Here is a 24,406-nt window from a genome sequence, read left to right as displayed (position 1 = left end):
AGGGCAGCGCACACACGCGGCGCGCCCCGGCCCCGCACCGTGTCACGGACCTGTCACCCCGCATGCTCGCCGACTCCACCAAGGACGCCATTCGTGCCGCCTACGCCCGCATCAAGGAGGGCCTGCCGGGCTTTCGCGCGCGCGCCTCGCAGGGGCGCATGATCGCCGAGGTCGCCAAGGCGCTGGCCAGCGCCGGCGGCGTGGCGGTGATCGAGGCGCCCACCGGCACCGGCAAGTCGATGGCCTACCTGGTCGCCGGCCATGAAGTGGCGCGCTTCCAGAAGAAGAAGCTGCTGATCGCCACCGCCACCGTGGCGCTGCAGGAACAGCTCGTGCAGCGCGACATTCCGCTGTACCTGAAACTCAACGACATCGAAGCGAAGGTGGCGCTGGCCAAGGGCCGCGGCCGCTACCTGTGCCCGCGCAACCTGCTGATGGCGGCCAACAGCATCCACGACGCGCAGCTTGGCCTGGCCGGTTTCGAGGCCGACCTGCTGCTGTGGAACAAGCCGCCGCAACCGCGCGACAAGCAGTCGCTGGCCAAGCTGCGCGACGCGTTCGACCGCGGCGAATGGAACGGCGACATGGACAGCGCGCCGGAGCCGGTCAGCGACCTGCTGCGGCCGATGATCACCACCAGCGCCGGCGGCTGCACCGGGCGCAAGTGCGGGCAGTTCATGAACTGCCCGTTCTTCGCCGCGCGCCGCGCGGTCGACGACGCCGACATCATCGTGGCCAACCAGGATCTGGTGCTGGCCGATCTCACCATGCCGGGCGAGGACGACAGCTGGGGCGGCGTGATCCTGCCGCGCCCGGACGAGACGCTGTACATCTTCGACGAAGGCCACCACGTGCCCGGCAAGGCGATCGAACGCGGCGCGGCCGAAGTCTTCATGACCGCCACCGTGCGCCAGTTGAGCCGGCTCGGCCGGCAGGTGCATGCGGCCTATTCGCTGACCGACAAGGAACGCCTGGGCAAGCTCGCGCTGGACCAGGGCGACGAGAAGCTGCAGGAGCTGAGCAACACGCTGGAGGAGCTGGAGAAGGAAATCCGCCTCGCCTGGCTGCCCGACCCGGCCGAGGCCGAACCGATGTACCGCGGCTCGCTGGGCCAGCTGCCGGAGCCGTGGGTGGAGCATGCGCGCGCGCTCGACCTGCTCACCGGCGAGGTGCAGCGCTGGCTCACCGCGGTGCGGCGCGCCGTGGTGGAGATGACCGACGGCGGACCGACCCAGGAGGCCTTGTCGCGCGAGCTCGGCATCGCGCTGGAGCGCATCGGCCGGCAGGCCGCCTGCTGGCGCGCGTGGTCCAGCGACGATCCGGACAACGCCCCGCCGCTGGCGCGCTGGGTCACCCTGGGCGCGGACCAGCAACTGGTCTGCCATGCCTCGGCCGTCTCCGCCGCGGGCCTGCTGCGCAACGTGCTGTGGAACAACGCCAGCGGCGTGGTGATGACCTCGGCCACGCTCAGTGCCGGCGGCAACTTCCGCGGCTTCGCCGATGCCGTGGGCCTGCCCGACGATGCGGTGACGCTGAGCCTGCCCTCGCCGTTCGACCTCGCCGCGCAGGCACGCCTGGAAGTGCCCGCGATGCACACGCTTCCCGACGCGCGCGAGGCGCACGCCGAGGAAATCAGCGCCTGGCTGGCGGACCACCTCGACTGGGACGCCGGCAACCTGGTGCTGTTCACCTCGCGCGCGAAACTCGACCGCGTGCTGCAGAAATTGCCGATCGCGCACGTGCGCAAGGTCCGCGCGCAAGGGTCGCTGGGCAAGTCGCAACTGGTCGCCGAGCACTGCGCCGACATCGAGGCCGGCAAGGGCAGCACGCTGTTCGGCCTCGCCTCGTTCGGCGAAGGCCTCGATCTGCCCGGCAAGCTGTGCGAGACGGTGGTGATCACCCAGTTGCCGTTCGCCGTGCCCACCGACCCGGTCGGCGCGACCTACGCCGAGTGGCTGGAATCGCGCGGCCGCAACCCGTTCATCGAGGTCAGCGTGCCCGAGGCTACCCGCCTGCTCACCCAGTACTGCGGCCGCCTGATCCGCAGCGAAACCGACCACGGCCGCATCGTGTTGCTGGACCGCCGCGTGGTCACCAAGCGCTACGGCAGCGGCATGCTGCGCGCATTGCCGCCGTTCGAGCGCGTCATCGAGAGAACCGCATGATCGTCCGCCTGTCCGACTGCCCGCTGCGGCCGTGGAAGAACGGCCTGGGCCGCACCCGCGAAATAGCCGTCCAGCCGTCCGCCGCCGGCATGGACGATTTCCTGTGGCGCGTCAGCCTCGCCGAGGTCGACAGCGCCGCGCCGTTCTCCGCGTTTCCCGGCATCGACCGGCAGATCGCGCTTCTCGACGGGGCCGGCTTCACCATGACGCTGGATGACGGCCGCAGCCACGCGCTGACAGCTCCGTTTGTGCCGTTCGCGTTTCCCGGCGAGGCGAAGGTCGAGGTGGCACTGGCCGGCGGCCCCACCCGCGACTTCAACCTGATGCTGCGCCGCGGCCGCGCGCGCGGCGGCATCGAAGTGTGGCGGGATACCGGAGCGTACGCGACGGGCGCCGCCACCGTGCTGGTGTACTGCGCCCGCGGCGCCATCGACTGCGTCGACGGTACGCTGCAAGCAGGCGATGCCTGGCGACCTTCGTCGGGCGCGGCATCGATGACCTTGCACCCAAATGCGGTGGCGCTGGTCGTGCACGTCGAACCCGTCGCCTGACGGATGTCACTGGGCCGCGGCGCCGCGCTGGCCTATCCTCGACCTTCGTCGCCGCCATCGGAGTCATCCCGCCATGCTCGTGTTGATTCTCGGCCTCGTGCTGTTCCTCGGCATCCACTCGCTGCGCATCTTCGCCGACGACTGGCGGGGGCGGAAGATCGCGCGGATGGGCCTGATGCGCTGGAAGGCGCTGTATGCCGCGGTGGCGATCGCCGGTTTCGTACTGCTCTGCTGGGGCTTCGGACTGGCGCGCCAGCAACCGGTGTTGCTGTATGTGCCGCCGCTGTGGCTGCGTCATCTCAATGCGCTGTTCACCCTGGTGGCGTTCGTGTTGTTCATCGCGGCGCGGGTGCCGCGCAACCATTTCAAGGCGAAGCTGCATCACCCGCAGGTGCTGGCGGTGAAGGTGTGGGCATTCGGCCACCTGCTGGCCACCGGCATGCTGCACGACATGGTGCTGTTCGGCGCGTTCCTGCTGTGGGCGGTCGTGCTGTTCGCCGTCTCGCGCCGGCGCGATCGCCGCGAAGCCGCCGTCTACGCTGCCGGCACGGTGCAGGGCGACGTGCTCACCGTGGTGATCGGCGGCGCGCTCTGGCTCGCCTTCGTGCTGTGGCTGCACCTGTGGCTGATCGGCGTGAGCCCGATGGCCTGAATCGCGGCGGGGGGTGTCGGGAGTCATCTGCGCGCGCGCCGCGCGCTGCGCTACAGTGGCCGGCGTCCCCACCCCTGCGGAGGATCAACGCATGGTCGGTTTCCTGCTCTGGCTGTTGCTGCTGGTGTTCTGCTGGCCGATCGCCCTGCTCGCCCTGGTGCTGTACCCGATCGTGTGGCTGGTGTTGCTGCCGCTGCGGCTGGTCGGCATCACCGTGAGCGCGGTGTTCGCCTTCCTCGGCGCGTTGCTGATGCTGCCGGCGCGCGTGCTGCGCGGTCGCCCCGCCTGAGCGCGACGCGGGCGTGGACAAACCCCACTCGCCTGCGTGCGAACGCAACCGCGAATCCATCCTCGGCGTGCTGCGCCGGCACGTCGCCGGATGCCGGCACCTGCTGGAGATCGGCAGCGGCACCGGCCAGCACGCGGTGCATTTCGCCGCGGCGATGCCCTGGCTGAGCTGGCAATGCTCCGACCGCGCCGAGAATCTCCCGGGCATCTGCGCCTGGCTGGATGAGGCGGCATTACCGAATACGCCGCCGCCACTGGAGCTGGACGTCAATGGCGACTGGCCGGCCGGCCCCTTCGATGCGGTGTTCAGTGCCAACACGCTGCACATCATGAGCTGGGCGGAAGTGCAGCGGCTGTTCGCCCGGCTGCCCGCGGTCACCACCGCCGATGCGGTGCTGGCGATCTACGGGCCGTTCAACCAGCATGGCCGCTACACCAGCGCCAGCAACGCCGCGTTCGACGCCTGGCTGCGCACGCGCGGCGCGCACATGGCGATCCGCAACGCCGAGGCGGTGGACGCGCTGGCCGAGGCCGCGGGCTTCCACCTGCTGCTCGACGTCGCGATGCCGGCGCACAACCGCTGCCGCGTATGGCAGCGCATGCACGGCTGAACCTGCAAGTCGGGGCCGAAGCAGGTACAAAGGCCGCATGAAGTCGATCGACACGCTGACCCCCTGCCCCTGCGGCAACCCCGCCGGCTACACCGCCTGTTGCGGCCCGCTGCACGACGGCGCCCCCGCTGCCAGCGCCGAGCAGCTGATGCGCTCGCGCTACAGCGCCTACGTGCTCAAGCGCGAGGATTACCTGCTGGCCAGCTGGCACGCCGACACCCGGCCCGCCTCGCTGCGGCTGGCCGCGCAGCAACCTGCGCCGACCTGGCTGGGGCTGGAGGTGCGGCGCCAGCAGATGATCGATGCCGACCACGCCACGGTGGAATTCGTCGCCCGCTATCGCCTCGGCGGCGGTCGCGCGCAGCGGCAGCACGAGACCAGCCATTTCGTGCGCGAAGACGGCCGCTGGTATTACCACGACGGCGAACTGAAGAGCTGAGCTTCAGAAGCCGGGCACGCCGGCTGCATGCAGGCGCGCGGCCTGCTCGCGAACTTCGGCGCAATCGAAGAACGCCACCAGCTGGTTCGCGCGGCCGGCACCGACGCCCTCCCGCGCCTGCCAATCGTCTGCTCCGCGCGCCTCCAGCGTCGGCCAGTCGGCCGCTCCGCGCGCCTGTCCGGCCGGCACGCCCAGCGCCTGCAGCCAGCGCGCGAACGGACGCTCGCGCGCACTGGCGAAGACCCGCGCCAACGCGGCCGCGCGGTTCGCGCCGAGGCCGGGCACGGCGGCCAGCTGCGACGGCGCGAGACTCATCCAGTCCAGCAGATGACGTACCAGGCCCGCGTCGACCAGCGCCCGCCAGGTGCCCTCGCCCAACCCTTCCAGCTGCAGTCCGTGGTGGCCGCCGAGCCATGCCAGCCGGGCGAGAAACTGCTGCTCGCAACCCGGCGTGGCCTGCCAGCAGGTCAGCGGCCCGTGCATGCGCGGGTCCGGCGGCGTCACCGGCGCGCGCTGCAGCGCGCGCCAGGCGACCGACTGCAGGCGCGGAATGGTCAAGCCCGCGAGCACCACCTCGACCTGGTCGCCGGGACGGATGTCGAGCTCGCGCCAGCGCTTGAGCGAGCCCACGCTGACGCGCTGCACCCGATGGTCGTCCAGTTGCACCGGTTCAAGCTGCAGCACCGGCGTGATGCGGCCGCTGCGACCGACGGTGAATTCCACCGCGCGCACCTCGGCCAATGCGGAGGCAGCCGGATACTTCCATGCCACCGCCCACTCCGGCGGCGCGGCACGCCAGCTCGCGGCGGCTGGCCGCCGGCCCTGGCGCACGACGGTGCCATCGGCCGCGAACGGCATCGCGTGGTGATACCACTGCTCACGCCAGCGCTCCACCTCGGCCAGCGAGGCGACCGGTTGCGTGTAGCGCACGCTGTCGGCCAGCCCCATCGCCTGCAATCCTGCCAGCCGCGCCGGCATGTCGGGCGGGCCGCTGGGCCAATCCCACACGAACAGGCCGATGTGCGCGGCCGCATCGCCGAGCTCATCGCGCGCCATCGCCGCGGCCACCGCCGAACGCGCGTTGAGGCCGCCGTCCGTGGCCTGCACGTGGCCGGGCAGGCGCCAGACCAGCTCGCCCTGCAGCACCACACGCGCCGGCGCATGCGGCAGGTACCTGGGGATCGCGGCGATCCGCCGCGCCTGTCCGGTCCAGTCCGAGCCGTGCAAACCGTCGCCGCGACTGCTGGCCTGGCGCAGGCGTCCATCGACGTAGAGCAGCGTGACCGCGACACCGTCCGCCTTCGGTTGCACCCACAGATCCTGGTCGCCACGCGCGCGCATCCATTGCGCCAGGGCCGCGGCATCGGGCAGCTTGGCCAGGCCGGTCTGCGCCACCGGCGAAGTGACCCGGCCACCGGCATCACCCAGGTGGTTCAGCGCCGCCGGCGCCTGCCCGGGGAAGCAGCGGCGCCATTGCTCGAACCGCTGCAAGGCCTGGTCGTACACCGCATCGTCCACCGGCGCGGCGCCCTCGACGCGATAGGCGTGGTTCCAGCCGTCGAGGCGATCGTGCAGCGCCAGCAACTCCTGTTGCGCCCGCGCGGGCGGCCAGTCCGGGCAACCCGCGTGCACGCCGTGGGCGAGCGGCACGATCGCCGCCAGCAGAAGCCATCCCTTGCGCATGCCCATCCCCTCGACCCGGACCAGGGGACCAGCCTGCCCGCCGCCCGGCGGCCCACCCAGCCGGCTGCGCCGCCGGGCTGCGTAGGTGAACGCTGTCCGCTCAGGCCGGCAATCGGCCACCGAAACGCAGCAAGGTTTCGCCGAGGTAGCGCGCGTGCGGACCGAAGCGACGCTCCGCGATCACGCCGGCGCCGTCATGGTCGATCGCCACCACGGTACTGGCACGGGTGCCGTAATCGGCGCCGCGGATGAAGGCACTGGAGAGCCGGCGCTCCTGCTCGAGGCCGACGCCGGTGTCCGGCAAATGCTCGTCCGGCGCGAGTTGCTCGTCGGCCAGCGCGGCGAACAGCGCGGCGAAGTCGGTGTCGTCGCCATCGTCGATCCAGCGCTGCAGGCGTTGCATCAGCGCGCGCGTCTTCGGCCACGGCGTATTGAAGTCGGCGTTGGACAGGCCGTGCACGCCGGGCATGACCGCCTGCGCCTCCGGCTGCGGCCGGTTGCCGAGATAGAACGCCGCCTGCGCATCGAAGGTGAGCAGGTTGAACGGGCGATAGTCCGCAGCCACGCGCAGCAGGTGCTCCGCATGCGCGGCGGCATCCTCGGCGCCCGTCAGGTAGTCGCGGATCAGCAGGCCGCGCGAGGCGCCGAGCTGCGGGTCGCGCGGATCACGCACGTTGGTCACCACCGCGCAACGCCCCGCATCGGATACGCCGAGCCAGCTGCCGCCGGCCTGCAGATCGCGCCCGGCGAGGATCGGCGCGTCGTCCCAGCGCGCCAGCGCGGCGCTGGGTCGCGCATGGAACTCGTCGCGGTTGCCGGCCAGCAACAGGCGCCAGCGTGGATGGACTTGCCAGGCAAACGCGATCACGCACATGCACCCACACCCTCTCTCGACGTTTCGTCGGCGCCGCACCGTGGCGCCGCAGATGTCGCGCCAACATAGCACCGTCGCCGGCACGCTCGCCCCGCGCCGCGGGCTCGGTGATAATCGACCGATGCGCAATCCATCCCGTTCGATCCGCCGCGTGCTCGGCGCGCTGCTCATCGTTGCCTGCCTCGGCGTGACGTACGCCGCACCCGCCGCGCCGGCCGGCCAGCACGGGAGCCGCGCCGAACAGGCCGCCGCCAGGCAGAAGCTGGCCGACCTGCGCCGCAAGATGGAGGCGCTGGCCGCCGAGCAGGCCGACACCGCGGCCAGGCGCGACAGCATGAACGCGGAATTGGCGAAGCAGGCCAATGCGCTGGCCGCCGCAGCCAGGGCCGTGCGCGAGACCGATGCCGCACTGGCGGCGGGACAAAAGCAGCTCGACGAGCTGCAACAGCAGCGCGACACGCTGCAAGGCGAACTGCAGCACCAGCGCGCCGCGATCGCCGACCTGCTGCGCGCCACCTACACCCTGGGCCACGGCTCGGACCTGCGCCTGCTGCTCGGCGACGAGGACGTGGCGCGGATCGCCCGCGCGCTGGTCTACTCGCAGTATTTCCAGCGCGATCGCGTGCAGCGCGTGGAGAAACTGATGGGCGACCTGGCCCGCCTGCAGGAACTGGAAAGCTCGATCGCGGCCCAGCAGCAGACGCTGCAGGCGACGAAGGCCCTGCGCGAACAGCAGGCGCAGCAGCTGGCGCGGCAACGCGCGGTGCGGCAGAAGCTGGCCGCGGAAACCGACGCGAAGTACAAGGACCAGGCGCAGCGCCTGGCCGCGATGAAACAGAACGCGCAATCGCTCAACCAGCTGCTCGACAAATTGCAGAAGGCCATCGACGAGGCCGCCGCGCCGCAACGCGGCCAGCCGCCGCCGTCGCGCTCGGCCGACATCCGCGGCAAGCTGCCGTGGCCGGCCAGCGGTGCGGTCAACCCGTTCGGCAACGGCGTGCTGATCAAGGCCGCCGCCGGCAGCGAGGTGCACGCGGTGGCGCGCGGGCGGGTGATCTACGCCGGCTTCCTGCGCGGTTACGGCATGCTGCTCATCCTCAACCACGGCAACGGCTGGATGAGCATGTACGGCAACAACGAAAGCCTGCTGCACGGCGTTGGCGACGAGGTCGAGGCCGGCGAGGCGATCGGCACCGCCAGCGCGGTCACCGGCGTCAACACCGGCGTGTATTTCGAGCTGCGCAAGAATGGCCAGCCGGTGGACCCGGCCAGCTGGCTGCGCAAGCACGGCTGAGGCACCGCCGCACGGCGTGGTGAATTGTTGCGCGATCCGGCGGTCCCACCTCCTGCCATACTTCGGCGGCGCTGCGGCGCGCCGTCTTTCCGTCGAGCGGAGTCAACTGCATGCCTTGTTCCCACCGTAGAGCGGCCGCCTGCATGGCCTTCCTGTCGCTGCTGGCCGTCGGCGCCGGTCAGGCGCAGACCACCCCCGCCAGCGCGGCCAGCGCGGGCGAACCGGCGCGCGCCGGCAGCACCGCCGCGGCCGATCCGGTGGACCTGCAGGACATCCGCAATTTCAGTCGCGTCTACCAGATGGTGCGCCAGGCCTACGTCGAGAAGGTCGACAACAAGACCCTGATGAAGGCGGCCATCACCGGCATGCTGGCCGGGCTCGACCCGCACAGCGAGTACCTCGACAAGGAGGGCCTGCAGCAGCTCAGCGAGGACACCTCCGGCCAGTACAGCGGCCTGGGCATCGAGGTGTTGCAGGTGGATGGCGGGCTCAGGATCGTCTCGCCGATCGACGACACGCCCGCCGCGCGCGCCGGCATCAAGCCGGGCGACAACATCGTCAAGATCGACGGCAAGCTGGTCGACCCGCAGAACGTCAACGAGATGTTCCAGCGGCTGCGCGGCAAGCCGGGCAGCAAGATCACCCTCACCATCATGCACGAGGGCAGCGACAAGCTGGTCGACATGCCGCTGGTGCGCGAACTGATCTCGGTCAGCAGCGTCAAGGTGCGCGAACTGGAACCCGGCTACGCCTACATCCGCATCAGCCAGTTCCAGGATGACACCGCCGCCGACCTGCAGAAGAAACTGGGCGAGCTGGTCACCAGGAACGGCCCGCAGAAGGGCGCCGTGCTGGACCTGCGCAACAACCCCGGCGGCCTGCTCACCGCGGCCGTGGCCGTCGGCGACGACTTCCTCGACAGCGGCGTCATCGTGACCACGCGCGGGCGGCTGCCCGACGCCAACATGAGCTTCAGCGCCCACCCCGGCGACCTGCTGGACGGCGCGCCGATGATCGTGCTGACCAACCACGGCACCGCCTCGGCCGCCGAGATCGTCTCCGGCGCACTGAAAGACAATCACCGCGCGCTGACCATGGGCCAGCGCAGCTTCGGCAAGGGCGTGGTGCAGACCGTGCTGCCGCTGGATGCCGACCATGCGGTGAAGATCACCACGGCGCGCTACTACACGCCCAACGGCACCTCCATCCAGGCCGAGGGAATCAAGCCGGACATCGCGCTGGCCGACCTCGCGGTGAGCCAGGCCGACCACCCGCCGGTGCTGATCAGCTCCGAGGCGGATCTGCCCAACCACCTCGCCAACGAGAAGGCAGCCACGGCGACCGACATCGACGACGACGGCAGCGCCGCCGACGCCAGGCTGGCCACCAGCGATTACGCGCTGGCGCAGGCGCTGAACGTGCTCAAGGGCATGGCGCTGCGCATGCCGGCGACGCGGCAGCCGTGAGCCGGCGCCTGCGCGGTCGACGCGGCGTGCACGGCACGGCGCGCATGCTGCAGCGATGAGCGATCCACGTCTTGCCGATGCGGGCAAGCCCCGCATCCTGATTCTCGGCGGAGGCTTCGGCGGGTTGAGCGCGGCGCGACGGCTGGCAGGCGCAGACGCGCAGATCACGCTCATCGATCGCCGCAACCACCATCTGTTCCAGCCCCTGCTTTACCAGGTGGCCACCGCCAGCCTTTCCGCCACCTCGATCGCCGCACCGCTGCGGCACATCCTGCGGCGGCAGCGCAACCTCACCGTGCTGATGGAAGAGGTGACCGCGGTCGACCTGGCCGCCCGTCGGGTGGGCTGCGGCTCGCGCTGGCTCGACTACGACTGGCTGATGATCGCCACCGGCGCCACCCACGCCTACTTCGGCCACGACGAATGGGCGCCGTTCGCGCCGGCGCTGAAGACGCTCGACGACGCGCAGTCGATTCGCCGCCGGGTGTTGCTCGCGTTCGAACAGGCCGAGCGCGAAGACGATCCGGAGCGGCGCCAGGCGTGGCTGAATTTCGTCGTGGTCGGCGGCGGTTCCACCGGCGTGGAACTGGCCGGCACGCTGGGCGAGCTGGCGCGGCATACGCTGCGCGGGGAGTTCCGCCACTTCGATTCGCGCAATGCCAGCGTGCGGCTGGTGGAAGCAGGGCCGCGGCTGCTGGCCGGCTACGATCCGGTGCTGTCGGACAAGGCACGCCGCCAACTCGAACGCCTGGGCGTGGAAGTGCATACCGGTGTGCCGGTGACGATGATCGACGCCGCGGGCGTGAAGCTCGGCGAGCGCCGCCTGCCCGCGCGCACCGTGCTGTGGGCCGCGGGCGTGGCTGCCTCGACGGTAGGCGCCATGCTCGGGGTGCCGCTGGACAAGGCCGGCCGCGTGCGCGTCGACGAGGATCTCGGCGTGCCCGGCCACGCCGGGGTGTTCGTCATCGGCGATCTCGCCAGCGTGCTCCGGCCGGATGGCTCGCCGGTCCCCGGCGTGGCGCCGGCGGCCAAGCAGATGGGCAAGTACGTGGCCGCCACGATCGCACGGCGACTGCGCGGCGATGACCGCCAGCGGCCGCCATTCCGCTACCGCGACGCCGGCTCGCTGGCCACCATCGGCCGCATGGCGGCGGTGGCGCAGTTCGGCAAGCTGCAGATGTCCGGGCTGCCGGCGTGGATCGTCTGGCTGCTGGTGCACATCTATTTTCTGATCGGCTTCCGCAACCGCCTGGCGGTGATGCTGGACTGGGCCTGGGCCTACTGGACGCACCAGCGCCAGGCCCGCATCGTCAGCGGCACGGCGCCGCCGCACGACGAATGAGCCCATGCAAAACGGCCCGGTTTCCCGGGCCGTCGATGCCGTTGCAGGAACTCCGCGCAGCAAGGCCAACATCGCCGCTCGTTCCGGAAGTCCCGCACATGGATGTGCGGGCTCTTGTGAGGGACTCACATTACATCGCGAACAACGCGCGCATCTTCTTCATCGCGTTGGCTTCGACCTGGCGGATGCGCTCGGCCGAGACGCCGTACTCGTCGGCCAGATCCTGCAGCGTGGCCTTGTTCTCGTCGTCCAGCCAGCGACGCTGGATGATGTCGCGCGAGCGGGCGTCCAGGTGGCCCAGCGCATCGGTCAGCGTCTGCAACTGACTGTCGGCCTGGTCTTCGTCGGCCACGTTCTCGTATGGGTCGGCGCCGTGGTCGATCAGGAACGCGGCGGGTGCCGGCTTGGCGTCGTCGTCGGCATCCACCGGCGCCTCGAAACCCACGTCCCGACCGGACAGCCGCGACTCCATCTCGCGCACGGTCGCCTCGGGCACGCCGAGATCCTTCGCCACCGTGCTTACCTCGGCGGCGTTCATCCAGCCCAGGCGCTTCTTGCTCTTGCGCAGGTTGAAGAACAGCTTGCGCTGCGCCTTGGTGGTGGCGACCTTCACGATGCGCCAGTTCTTCAGGATGAACTCGTGCATCTCGGCGCGAATCCAGTGCACCGCGAAGCTGACCAGGCGCACGCCCATGTCCGGGTCGAAACGCTTGACCGCCTTCATCAGGCCGATGTTGCCTTCCTGGATCAGGTCGGCAAGCTGCAGGCCGTAGCCAGAGTAGCCGCGCGCCACGTGCACCACGAAACGCAGGTGCGACATCACCAGCTTCTTGGCCGCGTCCAGGTTGTCCTGCTGCAGATAATCGCGCGACAGCGCCTGTTCCTCTTCCACGCTGAGCACCGGGATGCGATGCACTGCGGAAATGTAGGCATCCAGGCTGCCAACCACGCTGGGCAAGGGGAAGCTGGCGGTCACCAGGGCTTGGGACATGGGTGGAACCTCCTGCAAGACGTCGAAGTTTAGCACTCGGGTGATTGGAGTGCTAAGCCCGGTCTTTGGTTCCGGGCTTTTAATGAACTGCATGGTACATATATTTGCAACGACTGTCCAGCCGTCCCGGGAGTAAAGACCAGCTTGCCCGGCACGCCGTTCAAAACGTGTCATGGCACCGTGTCAGCCGCCGCACAAACCCTCCGCGCCGTGTCCGCGATCCGGCCGTGCCGGCTTGACAGCCACCAACCCGCGCCGCCATCCTCCGCCGCATTCCGAGGGGTGCCCCGCAAGGGGCTGAGATAGCGCGAGCTGACCCTTGAACCTGATCCGGGTCATGCCGGCGTAGGAACGGGAATCACCACGGGCGGCCCCAATCGGCGCGTCCGTGCGCCGTTGCAGCGTCACGCCCCGGATCTCCATCCAAGGAGGAGATCCATGAACCATCCCGCCGCTGCCACCGCACCCTCGACGGTTACCGCCGGCCCGATCCGCGGCTCGCGCAAGGTCTACGTCAGCCCGCCCGGGCATCCGTCGCTGCGCGTGCCGATGCGCGAGATCGCGCTGAAGGACCCGCTGACGCCGGCGCTGCACGTCTACGATCCGTCCGGACCCTACACCGACGACGACGCACGGATCGATCTCGCCGCGGGCCTGCCGCCGGTGCGCGACGCGTGGATCGAGGCGCGCGGCTTTCCGGCCATCGAAGGACGCGCCACCCGCCCGGAGGACAACGGCGGGGTCGGCGCGGAACGGCTGGTGGCGCCGTGTCCCGCGCAACGTACGCTGCGCATGGGCGAAGCCGGCCAGCCGGTGACCCAGCTGGAATTCGCCCGCGCCGGCATCATCACCGAGGAAATGATCTACGCCGCCCAGCGCGAGAACCTGGGGCGCGCGCAGATGCATGAAGATGCCGCCGCCCGGCTGGCCGATGGCGAGGCGTTCGGCGCAGCCCTGCCCGCCTTTGTCACGCCCGAATTCGTGCGCAGCGAAATCGCGCTGGGGCGCGCCATCATCCCGGCGAACATCAACCACGGCGAGCTGGAGCCGATGGTGATCGGGCGCAATTTCCTGGTGAAGGTCAACGCGAACATCGGCAACTCCGCGGTGTCCTCCGGCGTGGCCGAGGAGGTCGAGAAACTGGTGTGGGCGATCCGCTGGGGCGCGGACACCATCATGGATCTGTCCACCGGCCGCAACATCCACAACATCCGCTCGTGGATCATCCGCAACTCGCCGGTGCCGATCGGCACCGTGCCGATCTACCAGGCGCTGGAAAAAGTCGGCGGCGATCCGGCCCGGCTGAACTGGGAGGTCTTCCGCGACACCCTGATCGAGCAGGCCGAGCAGGGCGTGGACTATTTCACCATCCACGCCGGCGTGCGCCTGCATCACGTGCCGCTGACCGCGCGGCGGGTCACCGGCATCGTCTCGCGCGGCGGCTCGATCATGGCGCGCTGGTGCCTCAGCCACCACCGCGAGAGTTTCCTGTACGAGCACTTCGCCGAGATCTGCCAGATCATGCGCCGCTACGACGTCGCCTTCTCGCTGGGCGACGGCCTGCGTCCCGGCTCGATCGCCGACGCCAACGACGCGGCCCAGTTCGCCGAACTCGAAACCCTGGGCGAGCTGACGAAGATCGCGTGGGCGCACGGCTGCCAGGTGATGATCGAAGGGCCCGGCCATGTGCCGATGCACAAGATCAAGCTCAACATGGACAAGCAGCTGGAGCACTGCGCCGAGGCGCCGTTCTACACGCTGGGCCCGCTGACCACCGACATCGCACCGGGCTACGACCACATCACCTCGGGCATCGGCGCGGCGATGATCGGCTGGTTCGGCACCGCCATGCTCTGCTACGTCACGCCGAAGGAACATCTCGGCCTGCCGAATCGCGACGACGTCAAGACCGGCGTCATCACCTACAAGATCGCGGCGCACGCCGCCGACCTCGCCAAGGGCCACCCGGCCGCGCAGCGCCGCGACGACGCGCTGTCGCGCGCGCGCTTCGAATTCCGCTGGGAAGACCAGTTCAACCTGTCGCTCGATCCCGACACGGCGCGCGCCTACCACGACGCCACCCTGCCGAAGGAGGCGCACAAGACCGCGCATTTCTGCTCGATGTGCGGGCCGAAATTCTGCTCGATGCAGATCACCCAGGACCTGCGCCGCGAGGTGCGCGCGATGGAGGAGACCGCGCTGCGCGCCGGCATGGACGGCAAGTCGCGCGAGTTCGTCGAACGCGGCGCCACGCTCTACGTGCCGACCGGGGAGTAGGGGCCATGCGCATCGGCATTCTCGGTGCGGGCGTCGCCGGCCTGGTCACGGCGGTGGAGCTGGCCGGGCGCGGCGCCCGGGTGGAGATCATCGAGCGCGCGCCAGACCACGCCGAGGCTTGCGCGTGGGTCGCCGGCGGCATGCTGGCGCCGTGGTGCGAGCAGGCCAGCGCCGAACCGCAGGTGGCGGTGCTGGGCGCGCCCGCCGTCGCGTGGTGGCAGCGCCATTTCGACGGGACCGTGCAGCGCGGCACGTTGGTCGTCGCGGCCACCCGCGACGCCGGCGAGCTGGCCTTGTTCGGCCGGCGTACCGAACGCTTCGAACCGATCGATGCCGAGCGCATCGGCGCGCTGGAACCGGAGTTGGCCGGGCGTTTCCGCCAGGGTCTGTTCTTCCCCGACGAAGCCCACCTCGATCCGCGTCGTGCGCTGCCCGCACTGGCCGCGCAACTGACCGCCGCGGGCGTGACGATCCGCTACGGCGTGGGCGCCGATGCCGCGCGCATCGATGCGGACCGGATAGTCGATTGCCGCGGCCTTGCGGCGCGCGACACGCTGGAAGATCTGCGCGGCGTGCGCGGCGAAATGATCGTCGTGCGCTCACCTGACATCCAGTTGTCGCGCCCGGTGCGCCTGTTGCATCCGCGTTTCGGGTTGTATGTGGTGCCGCGCGGCGACGGCGTATTCATGCTTGGCGGCACGCTGCTGGAAAGCAGCAGCCATGATCCGATGACGGTGCGTTCGGCGATGGACGTGCTCAACACCGCCTATGCACTGCACCCGGCGTTCGCCGAGGCCGAGATCCTGGAACTGGGCGTGGGCGTGCGCCCGGCCTTCCCCGACAACCTGCCGCGCGTGCTCAGGCGCGGCCGCACCGTGTACCTCAACGGACTCTACCGCCATGGCTTCCTGCTGGCGCCCGCCATGGCGCAACAGGCCGCACGGCTGATTTTCCCCCACACCACGGAAACCCCCGCATGCACATCCGCGTGAATGGCGTCAGCCACGACCTGCAGGTGGCCCGCCTGGCACAGGCGCTCGAAGTGCTCGGCTATCGGCAGGCCGCCGTCGCCACCGCCGTGAACGGCGTGTTCGTGCCGGCAGGCGCACGCGAAGAGGTGCTTCTTGCCGATGGCGATGCGCTGGAAATCCTCGCCCCGATGCAGGGCGGCTGAGCGATGAAGCTCTACGACGTCGAACTGGCATCGCGCCTGTTGCTGGGCAGCGCACGCTACCCCTCGCCGGCGATCCTCGCCGACGCGGTGCGCGCCTCGGGTACCGAGGTGGTCACCGTCTCGCTGCGTCGCGAAGCCGGCACGCAGCGCAGCGGCCAGGACTTCTGGTCGCTGATCCGCGGCCTCGGCGTGCGCGTGCTGCCGAACACCGCCGGCTGCCACTCGGCGAAGGAGGCGGTGACCACCGCGAAGATGGCGCGCGACATCTTCCACACCGCATGGATCAAGCTGGAAGTGATCGGCGATGCCGACACGCTGCAGCCCGACGTGTTCGGCCTGGTCGAGGCCGCAGCCGAACTGGCCGCCGACGGCTTCGAGGTGTTTCCGTACACCACCGAAGACCTGGTGGTGGCTGATCGTCTGCTGCAGGCCGGCTGCCGCGTGCTGATGCCGTGGGGTGCGCCGATCGGCAGCGGCCGCGGCCTCAACAATGGGTTCGGCCTGCGTGCATTGCGCGCGCATTTCCCGGACGTGCCGCTGATCGTGGACGCCGGCATCGGCCGCCCGTCCCATGCGGTGCAGGCGATGGAACTGGGCGTCGACGGCGTGCTGCTGAACACCGCGGTGGCTCTGGCCGGCGATCCGGTGGCGATGGCCGGGGCGTTCGCCCGGGCGGTCGAGGCGGGTCGCGCCGGCTTCGAGGCGCAGCCGATGGAGCCGCGCGATCTCGCCGTGCCCTCGACGCCGGTCGCGGGCACGGCGTGGCTGGCATGAACGCGTTCCCCGCGTTCTACCCGATCGTGGACAGCGCCGACTGGGTGGGTCGACTCGCCCCGCTCGGCGTCCGGCTGCTGCAGTTGCGCATCAAGGAACAGCCGCCGGAGCTGATCCGTCGTGAAGTGCGCGCGGCGCTGGCGATCTGCCGCGCGCGACACGTGCAGCTGGTGGTCAACGACCATTGGCAGATCGCGCTGGACGAGGGCGCCGACTTCATCCACCTCGGCCAGCAGGATCTGCTCGCGGCGGACCTGCCGGCGATCCGCGCGCGCGGCGTGAAGCTCGGCATCAGCACGCACGATCACGCCGAGCTGGAGCGGGCGCTGGCGCTCGCCCCGGACTACGTCGCGCTGGGCCCGATCTATCCGACCACGCTCAAGGCGATGCCGTGGGCGCCGCAGGGTTTGCCGCGCATTGGCGAGTGGAAGCGGCGGATCGGCGCGCGGCCACTGGTGGCGATCGGCGGCATCACGCTGGAACGCGCCGCCGGCTGTTTCGATGCCGGCGCGGACAGCGTCGCCATGGTCAGCGACGTGACCCGGCATCCGGACCCGACCCTCCGCGTCACGGACTGGGTCGATTTCGCCGGTGCGCGCGCATGACCGATCGCTACGCGCGCCAGATCGCCCTGCCCGACGTCGGCCCGACCGGCCAGGCCCGACTCGCGGCCGCGCGGGTGCTGGTGATCGGCGCCGGCGGTCTCGGCTGTCCCGTGTTGCACTACCTGGCCGCCGCCGGCATCGGCCGGCTGATCGTCGTCGACCCTGACCGCGTCGAAGAGAGCAACCTGCACCGGCAACCGCTTTACACGATGGCCGACATCGGCGCTCGCAAGGTGGAAGCGGCGCACGCGGCCCTGCTGCGCCTGAATCCGACCATCGCCGTGGAAGCACGGCCGCAGCGGCTGACACCAGGCAACGCAGCGGCGCTGGTCGCCACGGCCGACATCGTCGTCGATGCCGCGGACAGCCTCGCCGCCACTTACGTCTTGAGCGACGCCTGCCTGCAGCAGCACACGCCGCTGATCAGCGCGTCGGCGGTCGGCCTGGCCGGCTACGTCGGCGGCTTCTGTGCCGGCGCGCCCAGCTACCGCGCGGTGTTCCCCGAGATGCCCGCACGCGCGCCCAGTTGCAGCAGCGCCGGCGTGCTCGGCAGCGTCGTCGGCCTGCTTGGCAGCCTGCAGGCGCAATTCGTGCTGCAGTGGCTGCTGGGCATCGAGCCGTCGCCGCTGGGTCGACTGACGAGTTTCGACGCCAGCCGACTGGCGTTCGGCGGCTTCGACTTCCACCATGCCGGCGAACCCGCAGGCGAGGTGCTGCGCTTCATCGACGTCGACGAGGTCACGCCCCGCGACGTCGTGATCGATCTGCGCAGTCTTGACGAAGCGCCGACCTCGCCGTTGGCGAACGCCTTGCGCTTCACTCCCGAACGCCTCGCCGCGTTCGCTGCCGAACACCCGCCCACCGACCGCCGGGTGGTGCTGTGCTGCCAGAGCGGTCTGCGCGCATGGCGTGCCGCGCGGCAGCTGCAATCCCGCGGCTACCGTCAGCTGGCACTGGTGACTCTCGCCGGCCTGCCATCATGACGCCCAGACGCATGCCGCCGCCGGTCAGCGTGCTCTCGATCGCCGGCTCCGACTCCTGCGGCGGCGCCGGCATCCAGGCCGACCTGAAGACGTTAGCGGCCTTCGGCGTCGACGGCGCCACCGTGGTGACCGCAGTCACCGCACAGAACGCCAACGGCATCCGCGCCATCCAGGTGATGTCCGCCGCGATGGTGCGGGCGCAACTGGAGTCCGTGTTCGAGGCGATGGATATCCGTGCCGTCAAGCTCGGCATGCTGGCGAACGCGGAGATCGTCGCGGTCGCGGCCGAGCACCTGCAATGCCGGCGCTCGTCGTTCGTGGTGCTCGATCCGGTGCTGCACGCCAGTTCGGGCACCCGGCTGCTCGATGCCGAAGCGCTGGAGCTGCTGCGCGCGCGCCTGCTTCCGCAGGTGGACTGCCTCACGCCGAACCTGGCCGAAGCCGCCACGCTGCTGGGCACGTCCTGCGCCGGCAGCGAGTCGGACATGGCGGCGCAGGGCCGCGCCCTGCTCGCCCTCGGGCCGCACGCGGTGCTGATGAAGGGCGGCCATGCCGCGCTGCCGGAAGCGGTCGATCTGCTGGTTACCGGCGAAGGCACGCAGCGCTTCGCCGCGCCGTGGGTGGCTGCCCGCCGCCTGCACGGCACCGGTTGCATGCTCGCGGCCGGCATCGCGGCCAACGTCGCCCGGGGTTATCCATTGGGTGACGCCGTCTGTCGCGCGAAAGCCCACGTGCGAGCCGTGCTGGTCGGTCGACAGCACCGACCGTCTGCATCTCAACCGGCGGGAAACGAAGCCCGCGGCGGCAGCGACCAGTCGATGGGTGCTTGACCGCGGCTTTCCAGATAGCGGTTGGCTGCGGAGAAATGGCCGCAGCCGAGGAAGCCACGATGCGCCGACAGCGGCGACGGATGCACGCTCTTCAGCACGCAATGCCTGCGGGCGTCGATCAGCTGCCCCTTGCGCTGGGCGTAGCTGCCCCACAGCAGGAACACGATCCCTTCGCGCTCGCGGTTCAAGGCGTCGATTGCCGCATCGGTGAAGCCTTCCCAGCCGCGATTGGCGTGCGCGCCGGCGCGGCCCTCTTCCACCGTCAGCACGCTGTTGAGCAGCAACACGCCGCGGTCGGCCCACGGCGTGAGGCAGCCGTGGTCAGGGCGCGCGATGCCGAGATCGCGCTGGATTTCCTTGAAGATGTTTTCCAGCGACGGCGGCACCCGCACGCCGGGGCGCACCGAGAAGCACAAGCCGTGCGCCTGGCCGGGGCCGTGGTACGGGTCCTGGCCCAGGATCACCACGCGCACGGCGTCGAACGGGGTGTGCGCGAACGCGGCGAAGATCTCCGGCCCGGGCGGATAGATGCGCTTGCCGGCCTCTTTCTCCTCGCGCAGGAAGGCAGCCAGCGCCTGCATGTCCGGCCGCTGCAGGTAATCGCCGATGCGCGCCTTCCAGGACGGCTCCAGCCTGACCGGATGCCCGCTCATGCGTCCTTGTCGGCCCGCTCGCGCTCGCGCAGGTGGCGCGCCACGCGCAGCTGGAACAGCAACTTGGTGATCAGCAATTTTTCCTCGACCGGTTTCTCGACCAGGTCGTTGGCGCCGGCGCGGATCAGCGCGGTCTGGTTGGCCGGGTTCTCGTCGCCGGTCATCACCAGCACCGGCAGGCGGCCCTTGCCGTAGCCGAACACGGTGCGGATGTGTTCGAGCAAGTCGCCGCCGGTCAGCTCGCCCTTCAGGCTGACATCGGTCAGCACCACGTCGGCGCCGATCCAGCCCAGCGCGCGGTCGGTTTCCAGCAGGGCGATCGCATCCTCCACGCTGACCACGTGGCGCACGGTCAGGCCGATCTTCTCCAGCATGCGGCGGGTGGCCAGCGCCACCACCCGGCTGTCTTCCACGTACAACACGCTGCCCTCGGCGCTGACCTGCGGGCTGACGTAGCCGCGGATGAATTCGGCCAGTGCCTGGAAACCCAGCGCCTTGTCGAAATAGTCGGTGACGTGCTCGCCCAGCGAGCGGCGGTGCAGGCGCGCGTCCACGTCGCCGGACACCACCACGATCGGCACGTAGGCCTGCGCGCCGGATTCGCGCACGAACTTCGCCAGTTCCAGCCCGTCCATGTCCGGCAGGCGCAGCGCGATGGTGACGAAGTCGAAGGCGCCCTCGCCGAGCACCTGCTGCGCCTCGGCACCGGTGTCGCAACCGACCACCTCCACGCCCGGCAGCTCCTCGTTCAGCACACGCCCGATCAACTTGCGCACCACGCGCGACCCGTCGACCACCAGCACGCGCGGTGCCTCGGTCAGCAGACGACCGCTGATGTTTGTACTCATGCCTCACTCACCCGACTGATCCGCGATCCGTGCCGAAGAGCGCACCCCGATCCGTCGATGATGCCCGAAGCAGGGCGTCGCAGGCTGCGATTCACGTCACCGCCGCGCCGCGCCATCACGCCACCGTGCGCAGTTGCCAGGCGCTGACCAGGCGTGCGCCGAGCCAGCCCAGCAACGCGGCCGCCACGGGCACGGCCAGCAGCAGCCAGGCCGGCAACCCGCCCACCTGCAACTGGCCATCGTACGCCGCGCTCAGTCGTGCGACCGGCCGCGCCAGCGCCAGCTCGATCGCCACCGCCAGCGCGGCGGCGAGGATGCCGCTGAACAGGCCGTACCAGATCCCCGCATACAGATAAGGCCGGCGCACGAACGCCTTGCCGGCGCCGACCAGCAGCAGCACGCCGATCTCCTCGCTGCGACTGGCGATATCCACCCGCACCGTGTTGCCCACCACCAGCAGCGCCGCCAGCGCGAGCAGCGAGGCGACGATCAGCACGATGCGATTGCCCACGCCCAGCAACGCCTCCAGTCGCTGGCGCCAGTGGCCGCTGTCCTGCACCAGCTCGACGCTGCGCATCGCGCGCACGTCGGCCACCAGTTGTTCCAGCGCCGCGGCGCTGGCACCGTCGCGCGGCTGCAGTTGCAGCACGTAGGGCAGCGGGTTGTCGCCGAGCGTCTGCAGCGCACCGGAGAAACCCTGCATCTTCGCCAGCTCGTCCATGCCCTGCTGCGGCGTCTTGATCGCCACCGACGCCACTTCGGCACGGGCGCCCAGGTCGCTGGCCAGCAGTTGCGCCTGCTGCGCGCCCTGGTCGGACTTCATGAACACGCTGATCGCCGGGTTCTGGCCCAGCGCATCGCCCAGCCGCTGCACGTTGCCCAGCAGCAGGTAGAACGCCAGCGGCAAGGCCAGCGCCAGGCCCATCACGGCGATCGTCAGCACGCTGCCCAGCGGGCGCGCGGCGAGACGGCGCAGGCTCGCCGCGGCGCTCCAGCCGTGGTGCTCGCGCCAGCTGGCGAAGCGCCGGCCGCGGCTGTGTTCGTTGCGCGCCGGTGCGTCGGCGGGCGCGGCGCGCTGCTCGGGTGCCTTGTTCACAAGACCTCCTGCGCGGCGAGGTCGGCCACCAGCCGACCGTGATCGAGCACGATCACGCGTTTCTTCATGCGCTTGATCAGCGGCAGGTCGTGGCTGGCCACCAGCACGGTGGTGCCGACCTGCTGGAACTCGGCAAACAGCGCCATGATCTCCAGCGCCAGCTGCGGGTCGAGATTGCCGGTGGGCTCGTCGGCGATCAGCAGCGCCGGTCGGGCCACGATCGCGCGGGCGATGCCCACGCGCTGCTGCTCGCCGGCAGACAGCGTGGCCGGCAGTTGCCGTTCGTAGGCGAGCAGGCCGACCTTCTCCAGCGCCGCACGAACGCGGCGGGCGCGCTCGGCGCGCGCCACCGCACCGATCACCAGCGGCAACTCCACGTTGGCGAACACCGTGCGATCCATCAGCAGCCGATGGTCCTGGAACACCATGCCGACCCGCCGGCGCCACTTCGGCACGCCGCTGGCGCGGATCTTCGACAGCTTCTTGCCGTCCATGCTGATCGAACCGTGCGACGGGCGTTCGATCAACCCGAGCAGCTTGAGCAAGGTGCTCTTGCCGGCGCCGGAGTGGCCGGTGACGAACGCCATCTCGCCGTCGGGCACCTCGAAGGACAGCTGCGACAGCGCCTCGTGGCCGCCTTCGTAGCGTTTGCTGACTTGATCGAACTGGATCACCGCCGCTCCCCGCACCTGGATGTGGTCATGCCGACCCCAAGGATAAGGGAAGCGAAGCAACCAGGTGCGGCTGCCGGCATCGCCGAATGCGTGTCGTCTGCGCGGAGCGGGCGCGGCTACTTGCCGGTGAACAGCCGGGTCAGTCGGCGGAACAGGCCGGGCTTGTCCGGACGCGCATGCTCGACCGCCTTGCCGGAGGTCACCGCCACCTGACGCGACGGGCGGGCATGGTGGACGGCGGCGGACGCTTCGCCCGCGGTGCGCTCGCGCGGCGGACGGCGTTCGCCGCGACCGCCGTGGTGGCCCGAAGGCGCTGCCTGCGTCGGCGTGGTCACCTCGGCGCCGGCCACCGGCGCGCCGTCGCGGCGGCGATTGCGTCCGCCGCGACGGCGACGCGGCTTGCGCGTGCCCTCGGTGTTGTCGCTGGCCGGTGCAGCCTCGGCGGCAGGCGCCGCCGCGGCGACCGCCACGGCCGGCGCTTCCGCCACGGCCGGCTTGTGTTCGCGCCGCGGCCTCGACGCGCCACGCTCACCGTCACGACCACCGCGGCCGCCCGCACCGGTACGGCGCGGCTTCTCGCCCGGCCGCGGCGGGACCACGTCGCCGAACGCCGCGCTGTCGGCCGCCGCGTTCGCGGCGAACTCCGCGTCCACGGCATGCGGCTTGGGCATCACCAGCCAGGCAGGGTCGATCGACGCCACCGGGATGCTCTGGCCGATATAGGCCTCGATGTCCGGCAGCGACATCGCGTACAAGTCGCAGGCGAAGCTGATCGCGTCGCCCTCGGCGCCCAGCCGCGCGGTGCGGCCGATGCGGTGCACGTAATCCTCGGCCTCGTGCGGCAGGTCGTAGTTGAACACGTGGCTGACATGCGGGATGTGCAGGCCGCGCGCAGCCACGTCGGTGGCCACCAGGATGTCCAGCTGGCCCTCCTGGAAGCGCTGCAGCAACTTCTGCCGCTTCAGCTGCGGCACGTCGCCGGAGATCGCGCCGACGCGGCAGCCGTGGCGCTTGACGCGCTCGGTGACGCGCTCGGCGGCGGCCTTGGTATTGACGAAGATGATGCTGCGCGTGGGCTTGTGCTGGTCGATCAGGTTCAGCAGCAGCGGCATCTTCTCTTCCTTGGCCGGGAAGTAGACCACCTGGCGCACCTTGTCGGCGGTGACGTGGTCGCTCTCGACCACCAGCTTCTCGGCCTCGTGCATGTGCTCGTAGGCCAGCTCCAGCACGCGGTGGCTGAGCGTGGCGGAGAACAGCAGCACCTGGCGCTGCTCGCGCGGCGGCAGCCGGCGGAAGATGAAGCGAACATCCTTGATGAAGCCGAGGTCGAACATGCGGTCGGCCTCGTCGATCACCATCACCTCGACGCTGTTGAGGCTGAACACGCCCTGCTTGTGGTAGTCGAGCATGCGGCCGGGCGTGGCGATGATGATGTCGCAGCCGTCCTTCAGCTGCTGGCGCTGCTTGTCGTAGTCGACGCCGCCGTAGATCAGCGCGGTTTTCAGGCCGGTGTGGCGGCCGATCGCCTGGGCATCCTTGTCGATCTGGATGGCCAGCTCGCGGGTCGGCGCGATGATCAGCGCGCGCGGGTCCGAATCCTTGCGCTCGGCCACGGCCGGCGTGGTGAGCAGGCGATTCATCAGCGCGACCAGGAAGGCACAGGTCTTGCCGGTACCGGTCTGCGCCTGGCCGGCGACGTCGCGGCCGGCCAGCGCCGGCGCCAGGGTCATTTCCTGGATCGGCGTGCAGCGGGTGAAACCGCTGTCGTCCAGGCCCTGCTGCAGCAGCGGATGAAGATCGAAGTTGGTGAAAAAGGTATCGGTGAGTACGGTTTGCGACATATGGGTAACTGGGAACCTTGCCTTGGGGCGGCGTAATGCGCTGCACCCGCTTTGGCGGCCGAAAACCGGCGCGAAACGGTGCAGGACGGGTGCGCGTGGCGCAGTGAAGCGTGCAATCCCGGGGGTCGGCAAGGTCGCGCCGCGGCGTGCGACGCCGGTTTTGACGGCGGCCCGAAAGCGGCCTGCAAGGGCCGCTCTTGAATCGTGCCCGGGGTTGCGCTGGAATGGACGCTGGCCGTGCCGGCCCGCCTCCCTCTCAGCTCAACCCATGCTTCATGGGCGCCCGAGTGTAGCC

The 24,406-nt window shown here is 70.3% G+C and carries 24 protein-coding genes and 1 riboswitch; of the genes, 16 read left to right on the top strand and 8 right to left on the bottom strand.

What is annotated here, in order from left to right; genetic code table 11:
• Window positions 1-62: 62 nt before the first annotated feature.
• From dinG to ACFCQI_RS08745, 6 genes are all read left to right on the top strand, one after another.
• Complete coding sequence (dinG, locus tag ACFCQI_RS08770; protein WP_395121059.1) at window positions 63-2,165, top strand: ATP-dependent DNA helicase DinG; 2,103 nt, start codon at window positions 63-65, stop codon at window positions 2,163-2,165.
• The gene (locus tag ACFCQI_RS08765; protein ID WP_395121058.1) at window positions 2,162-2,716 is read left to right on the top strand and encodes a HutD family protein; all 555 of its coding nucleotides are present in this window, start codon (window positions 2,162-2,164) and stop codon (window positions 2,714-2,716) included. The genes dinG and ACFCQI_RS08765 overlap by 4 nt, the downstream gene beginning before the upstream one ends.
• Window positions 2,717-2,789: 73 nt before the next feature.
• Complete coding sequence (locus ACFCQI_RS08760) at window positions 2,790-3,368, top strand: NnrU family protein (RefSeq protein ID WP_395121057.1); 579 nt, start codon at window positions 2,790-2,792, stop codon at window positions 3,366-3,368.
• 91 nt (window positions 3,369-3,459) lie between these two features.
• Window positions 3,460-3,657 carry a hypothetical protein gene (locus tag ACFCQI_RS08755; protein WP_395121056.1) on the top strand — a complete coding sequence of 66 codons (198 nt, stop codon included), beginning with the start codon at window positions 3,460-3,462 and terminating at the stop codon, window positions 3,655-3,657.
• A gap of 13 nt (window positions 3,658-3,670) precedes the next feature.
• Window positions 3,671-4,267, top strand: coding sequence for a DUF938 domain-containing protein (locus tag ACFCQI_RS08750; protein WP_395121055.1), 597 nt, complete (start codon window positions 3,671-3,673; stop codon window positions 4,265-4,267).
• A gap of 37 nt (window positions 4,268-4,304) precedes the next feature.
• Window positions 4,305-4,706, top strand: coding sequence for a YchJ family protein (locus ACFCQI_RS08745; protein WP_395121054.1), 402 nt, complete (start codon window positions 4,305-4,307; stop codon window positions 4,704-4,706).
• Window positions 4,707-4,709: 3 nt separating this feature from the next.
• Here the strand turns inward: ACFCQI_RS08745 and ligB are convergent, their stop codons facing one another.
• Entirely contained in the window at window positions 4,710-6,389 is a 1,680-nt protein-coding gene (ligB, locus tag ACFCQI_RS08740) for an NAD-dependent DNA ligase LigB (RefSeq protein ID WP_395121053.1), read from the bottom strand.
• Window positions 6,390-6,489: 100 nt separating this feature from the next.
• Window positions 6,490-7,263: an NRDE family protein gene (locus ACFCQI_RS08735; protein WP_395121052.1), complete on the bottom strand. Its 774-nt coding sequence runs from the start codon at window positions 7,261-7,263 to the stop codon at window positions 6,490-6,492.
• 121 nt (window positions 7,264-7,384) lie between these two features.
• On the opposite strand from ACFCQI_RS08735, the gene ACFCQI_RS08730 reads away from it, so the two are divergent.
• The 3 genes from ACFCQI_RS08730 to ACFCQI_RS08720 all read left to right on the top strand — a co-directional run bounded on the left by ACFCQI_RS08730 (window position 7,385) and on the right by ACFCQI_RS08720 (window position 11,365).
• Window positions 7,385-8,557 carry a murein hydrolase activator EnvC family protein gene (locus ACFCQI_RS08730; protein WP_395121051.1) on the top strand — a complete coding sequence of 391 codons (1,173 nt, stop codon included), beginning with the start codon at window positions 7,385-7,387 and terminating at the stop codon, window positions 8,555-8,557.
• Window positions 8,558-8,667: 110 nt separating this feature from the next.
• On the top strand, window positions 8,668-10,023 hold the full coding sequence (locus ACFCQI_RS08725; protein ID WP_395121050.1) for a S41 family peptidase: 1,356 nt from the start codon (window positions 8,668-8,670) through the stop codon (window positions 10,021-10,023).
• 55 nt (window positions 10,024-10,078) lie between these two features.
• Entirely contained in the window at window positions 10,079-11,365 is a 1,287-nt protein-coding gene (locus tag ACFCQI_RS08720; protein WP_395121049.1) for an NAD(P)/FAD-dependent oxidoreductase, read from the top strand.
• Between the two features lie 130 nt (window positions 11,366-11,495).
• On the opposite strand, the gene rpoH is transcribed toward ACFCQI_RS08720, so the two are convergent.
• Window positions 11,496-12,356: an RNA polymerase sigma factor RpoH gene (gene rpoH / locus ACFCQI_RS08715; RefSeq protein ID WP_395121048.1), complete on the bottom strand. Its 861-nt coding sequence runs from the start codon at window positions 12,354-12,356 to the stop codon at window positions 11,496-11,498.
• Window positions 12,357-12,624: 268 nt separating this feature from the next.
• Window positions 12,625-12,725: riboswitch (TPP riboswitch) on the top strand.
• Between the two features lie 69 nt (window positions 12,726-12,794).
• Between rpoH and thiC the strand changes: the two genes are divergently transcribed.
• Genes thiC through thiD form a run of 7 tightly spaced genes read left to right on the top strand, consistent with a single transcriptional unit; the run spans window position 12,795 to window position 18,999 of the window.
• Complete coding sequence (gene thiC / locus ACFCQI_RS08710) at window positions 12,795-14,633, top strand: phosphomethylpyrimidine synthase ThiC (protein WP_395121047.1); 1,839 nt, start codon at window positions 12,795-12,797, stop codon at window positions 14,631-14,633.
• 5 nt (window positions 14,634-14,638) lie between these two features.
• The gene (locus ACFCQI_RS08705; protein ID WP_395121046.1) at window positions 14,639-15,625 is read left to right on the top strand and encodes an FAD-dependent oxidoreductase; all 987 of its coding nucleotides are present in this window, start codon (window positions 14,639-14,641) and stop codon (window positions 15,623-15,625) included.
• Entirely contained in the window at window positions 15,610-15,807 is a 198-nt protein-coding gene (gene thiS / locus ACFCQI_RS08700) for a sulfur carrier protein ThiS (RefSeq protein ID WP_395121045.1), read from the top strand. The genes ACFCQI_RS08705 and thiS overlap by 16 nt, the downstream gene beginning before the upstream one ends.
• Window positions 15,808-15,810: 3 nt before the next feature.
• Entirely contained in the window at window positions 15,811-16,581 is a 771-nt protein-coding gene (locus ACFCQI_RS08695; protein ID WP_395121044.1) for a thiazole synthase, read from the top strand.
• Window positions 16,578-17,186, top strand: a complete 609-nt coding sequence (locus tag ACFCQI_RS08690; protein WP_395121043.1) for a thiamine phosphate synthase — start codon at window positions 16,578-16,580, stop codon at window positions 17,184-17,186. The genes ACFCQI_RS08695 and ACFCQI_RS08690 overlap by 4 nt, the downstream gene beginning before the upstream one ends.
• Window positions 17,183-18,169: a ThiF family adenylyltransferase gene (locus tag ACFCQI_RS08685; protein ID WP_395121042.1), complete on the top strand. Its 987-nt coding sequence runs from the start codon at window positions 17,183-17,185 to the stop codon at window positions 18,167-18,169. Before ACFCQI_RS08690 ends, ACFCQI_RS08685 begins: the two co-directional genes overlap by 4 nt.
• On the top strand, window positions 18,166-18,999 hold the full coding sequence (thiD, locus tag ACFCQI_RS08680) for a bifunctional hydroxymethylpyrimidine kinase/phosphomethylpyrimidine kinase (RefSeq protein WP_395121041.1): 834 nt from the start codon (window positions 18,166-18,168) through the stop codon (window positions 18,997-18,999). The genes ACFCQI_RS08685 and thiD overlap by 4 nt, the downstream gene beginning before the upstream one ends.
• Here thiD and ung read toward each other — a convergent pair.
• The 5 genes from ung to ACFCQI_RS08655 form a co-directional block, all read right to left on the bottom strand.
• A complete protein-coding gene (ung, locus tag ACFCQI_RS08675; protein ID WP_395121040.1) occupies window positions 18,945-19,652 on the bottom strand; it encodes a uracil-DNA glycosylase in 708 nt (235 codons plus the stop codon). The genes thiD and ung overlap by 55 nt on opposite strands.
• Entirely contained in the window at window positions 19,649-20,500 is an 852-nt protein-coding gene (locus ACFCQI_RS08670; protein ID WP_395121039.1) for a response regulator, read from the bottom strand. The genes ung and ACFCQI_RS08670 overlap by 4 nt, the downstream gene beginning before the upstream one ends.
• A 115-nt stretch (window positions 20,501-20,615) precedes the next feature.
• Entirely contained in the window at window positions 20,616-21,596 is a 981-nt protein-coding gene (gene ftsX, locus ACFCQI_RS08665) for a permease-like cell division protein FtsX (protein WP_395121038.1), read from the bottom strand.
• A complete protein-coding gene (gene ftsE, locus ACFCQI_RS08660) occupies window positions 21,593-22,270 on the bottom strand; it encodes a cell division ATP-binding protein FtsE (protein ID WP_136258070.1) in 678 nt (225 codons plus the stop codon). The genes ftsX and ftsE overlap by 4 nt, the downstream gene beginning before the upstream one ends.
• Before the next feature lie 116 nt (window positions 22,271-22,386).
• On the bottom strand, window positions 22,387-24,111 hold the full coding sequence (locus ACFCQI_RS08655) for a DEAD/DEAH box helicase (RefSeq protein WP_395121037.1): 1,725 nt from the start codon (window positions 24,109-24,111) through the stop codon (window positions 22,387-22,389).
• Between the last annotated feature and the right edge of the window lie 295 nt (window positions 24,112-24,406).

Source organism: Rhodanobacter sp. FW102-FHT14D06, assembly GCF_043950705.1.
Classification (GTDB): domain Bacteria; phylum Pseudomonadota; class Gammaproteobacteria; order Xanthomonadales; family Rhodanobacteraceae; genus Rhodanobacter.
Note: the sequence above shows the minus strand (reverse complement) of the source record. Positions and strands in the feature narration are given on the sequence as shown.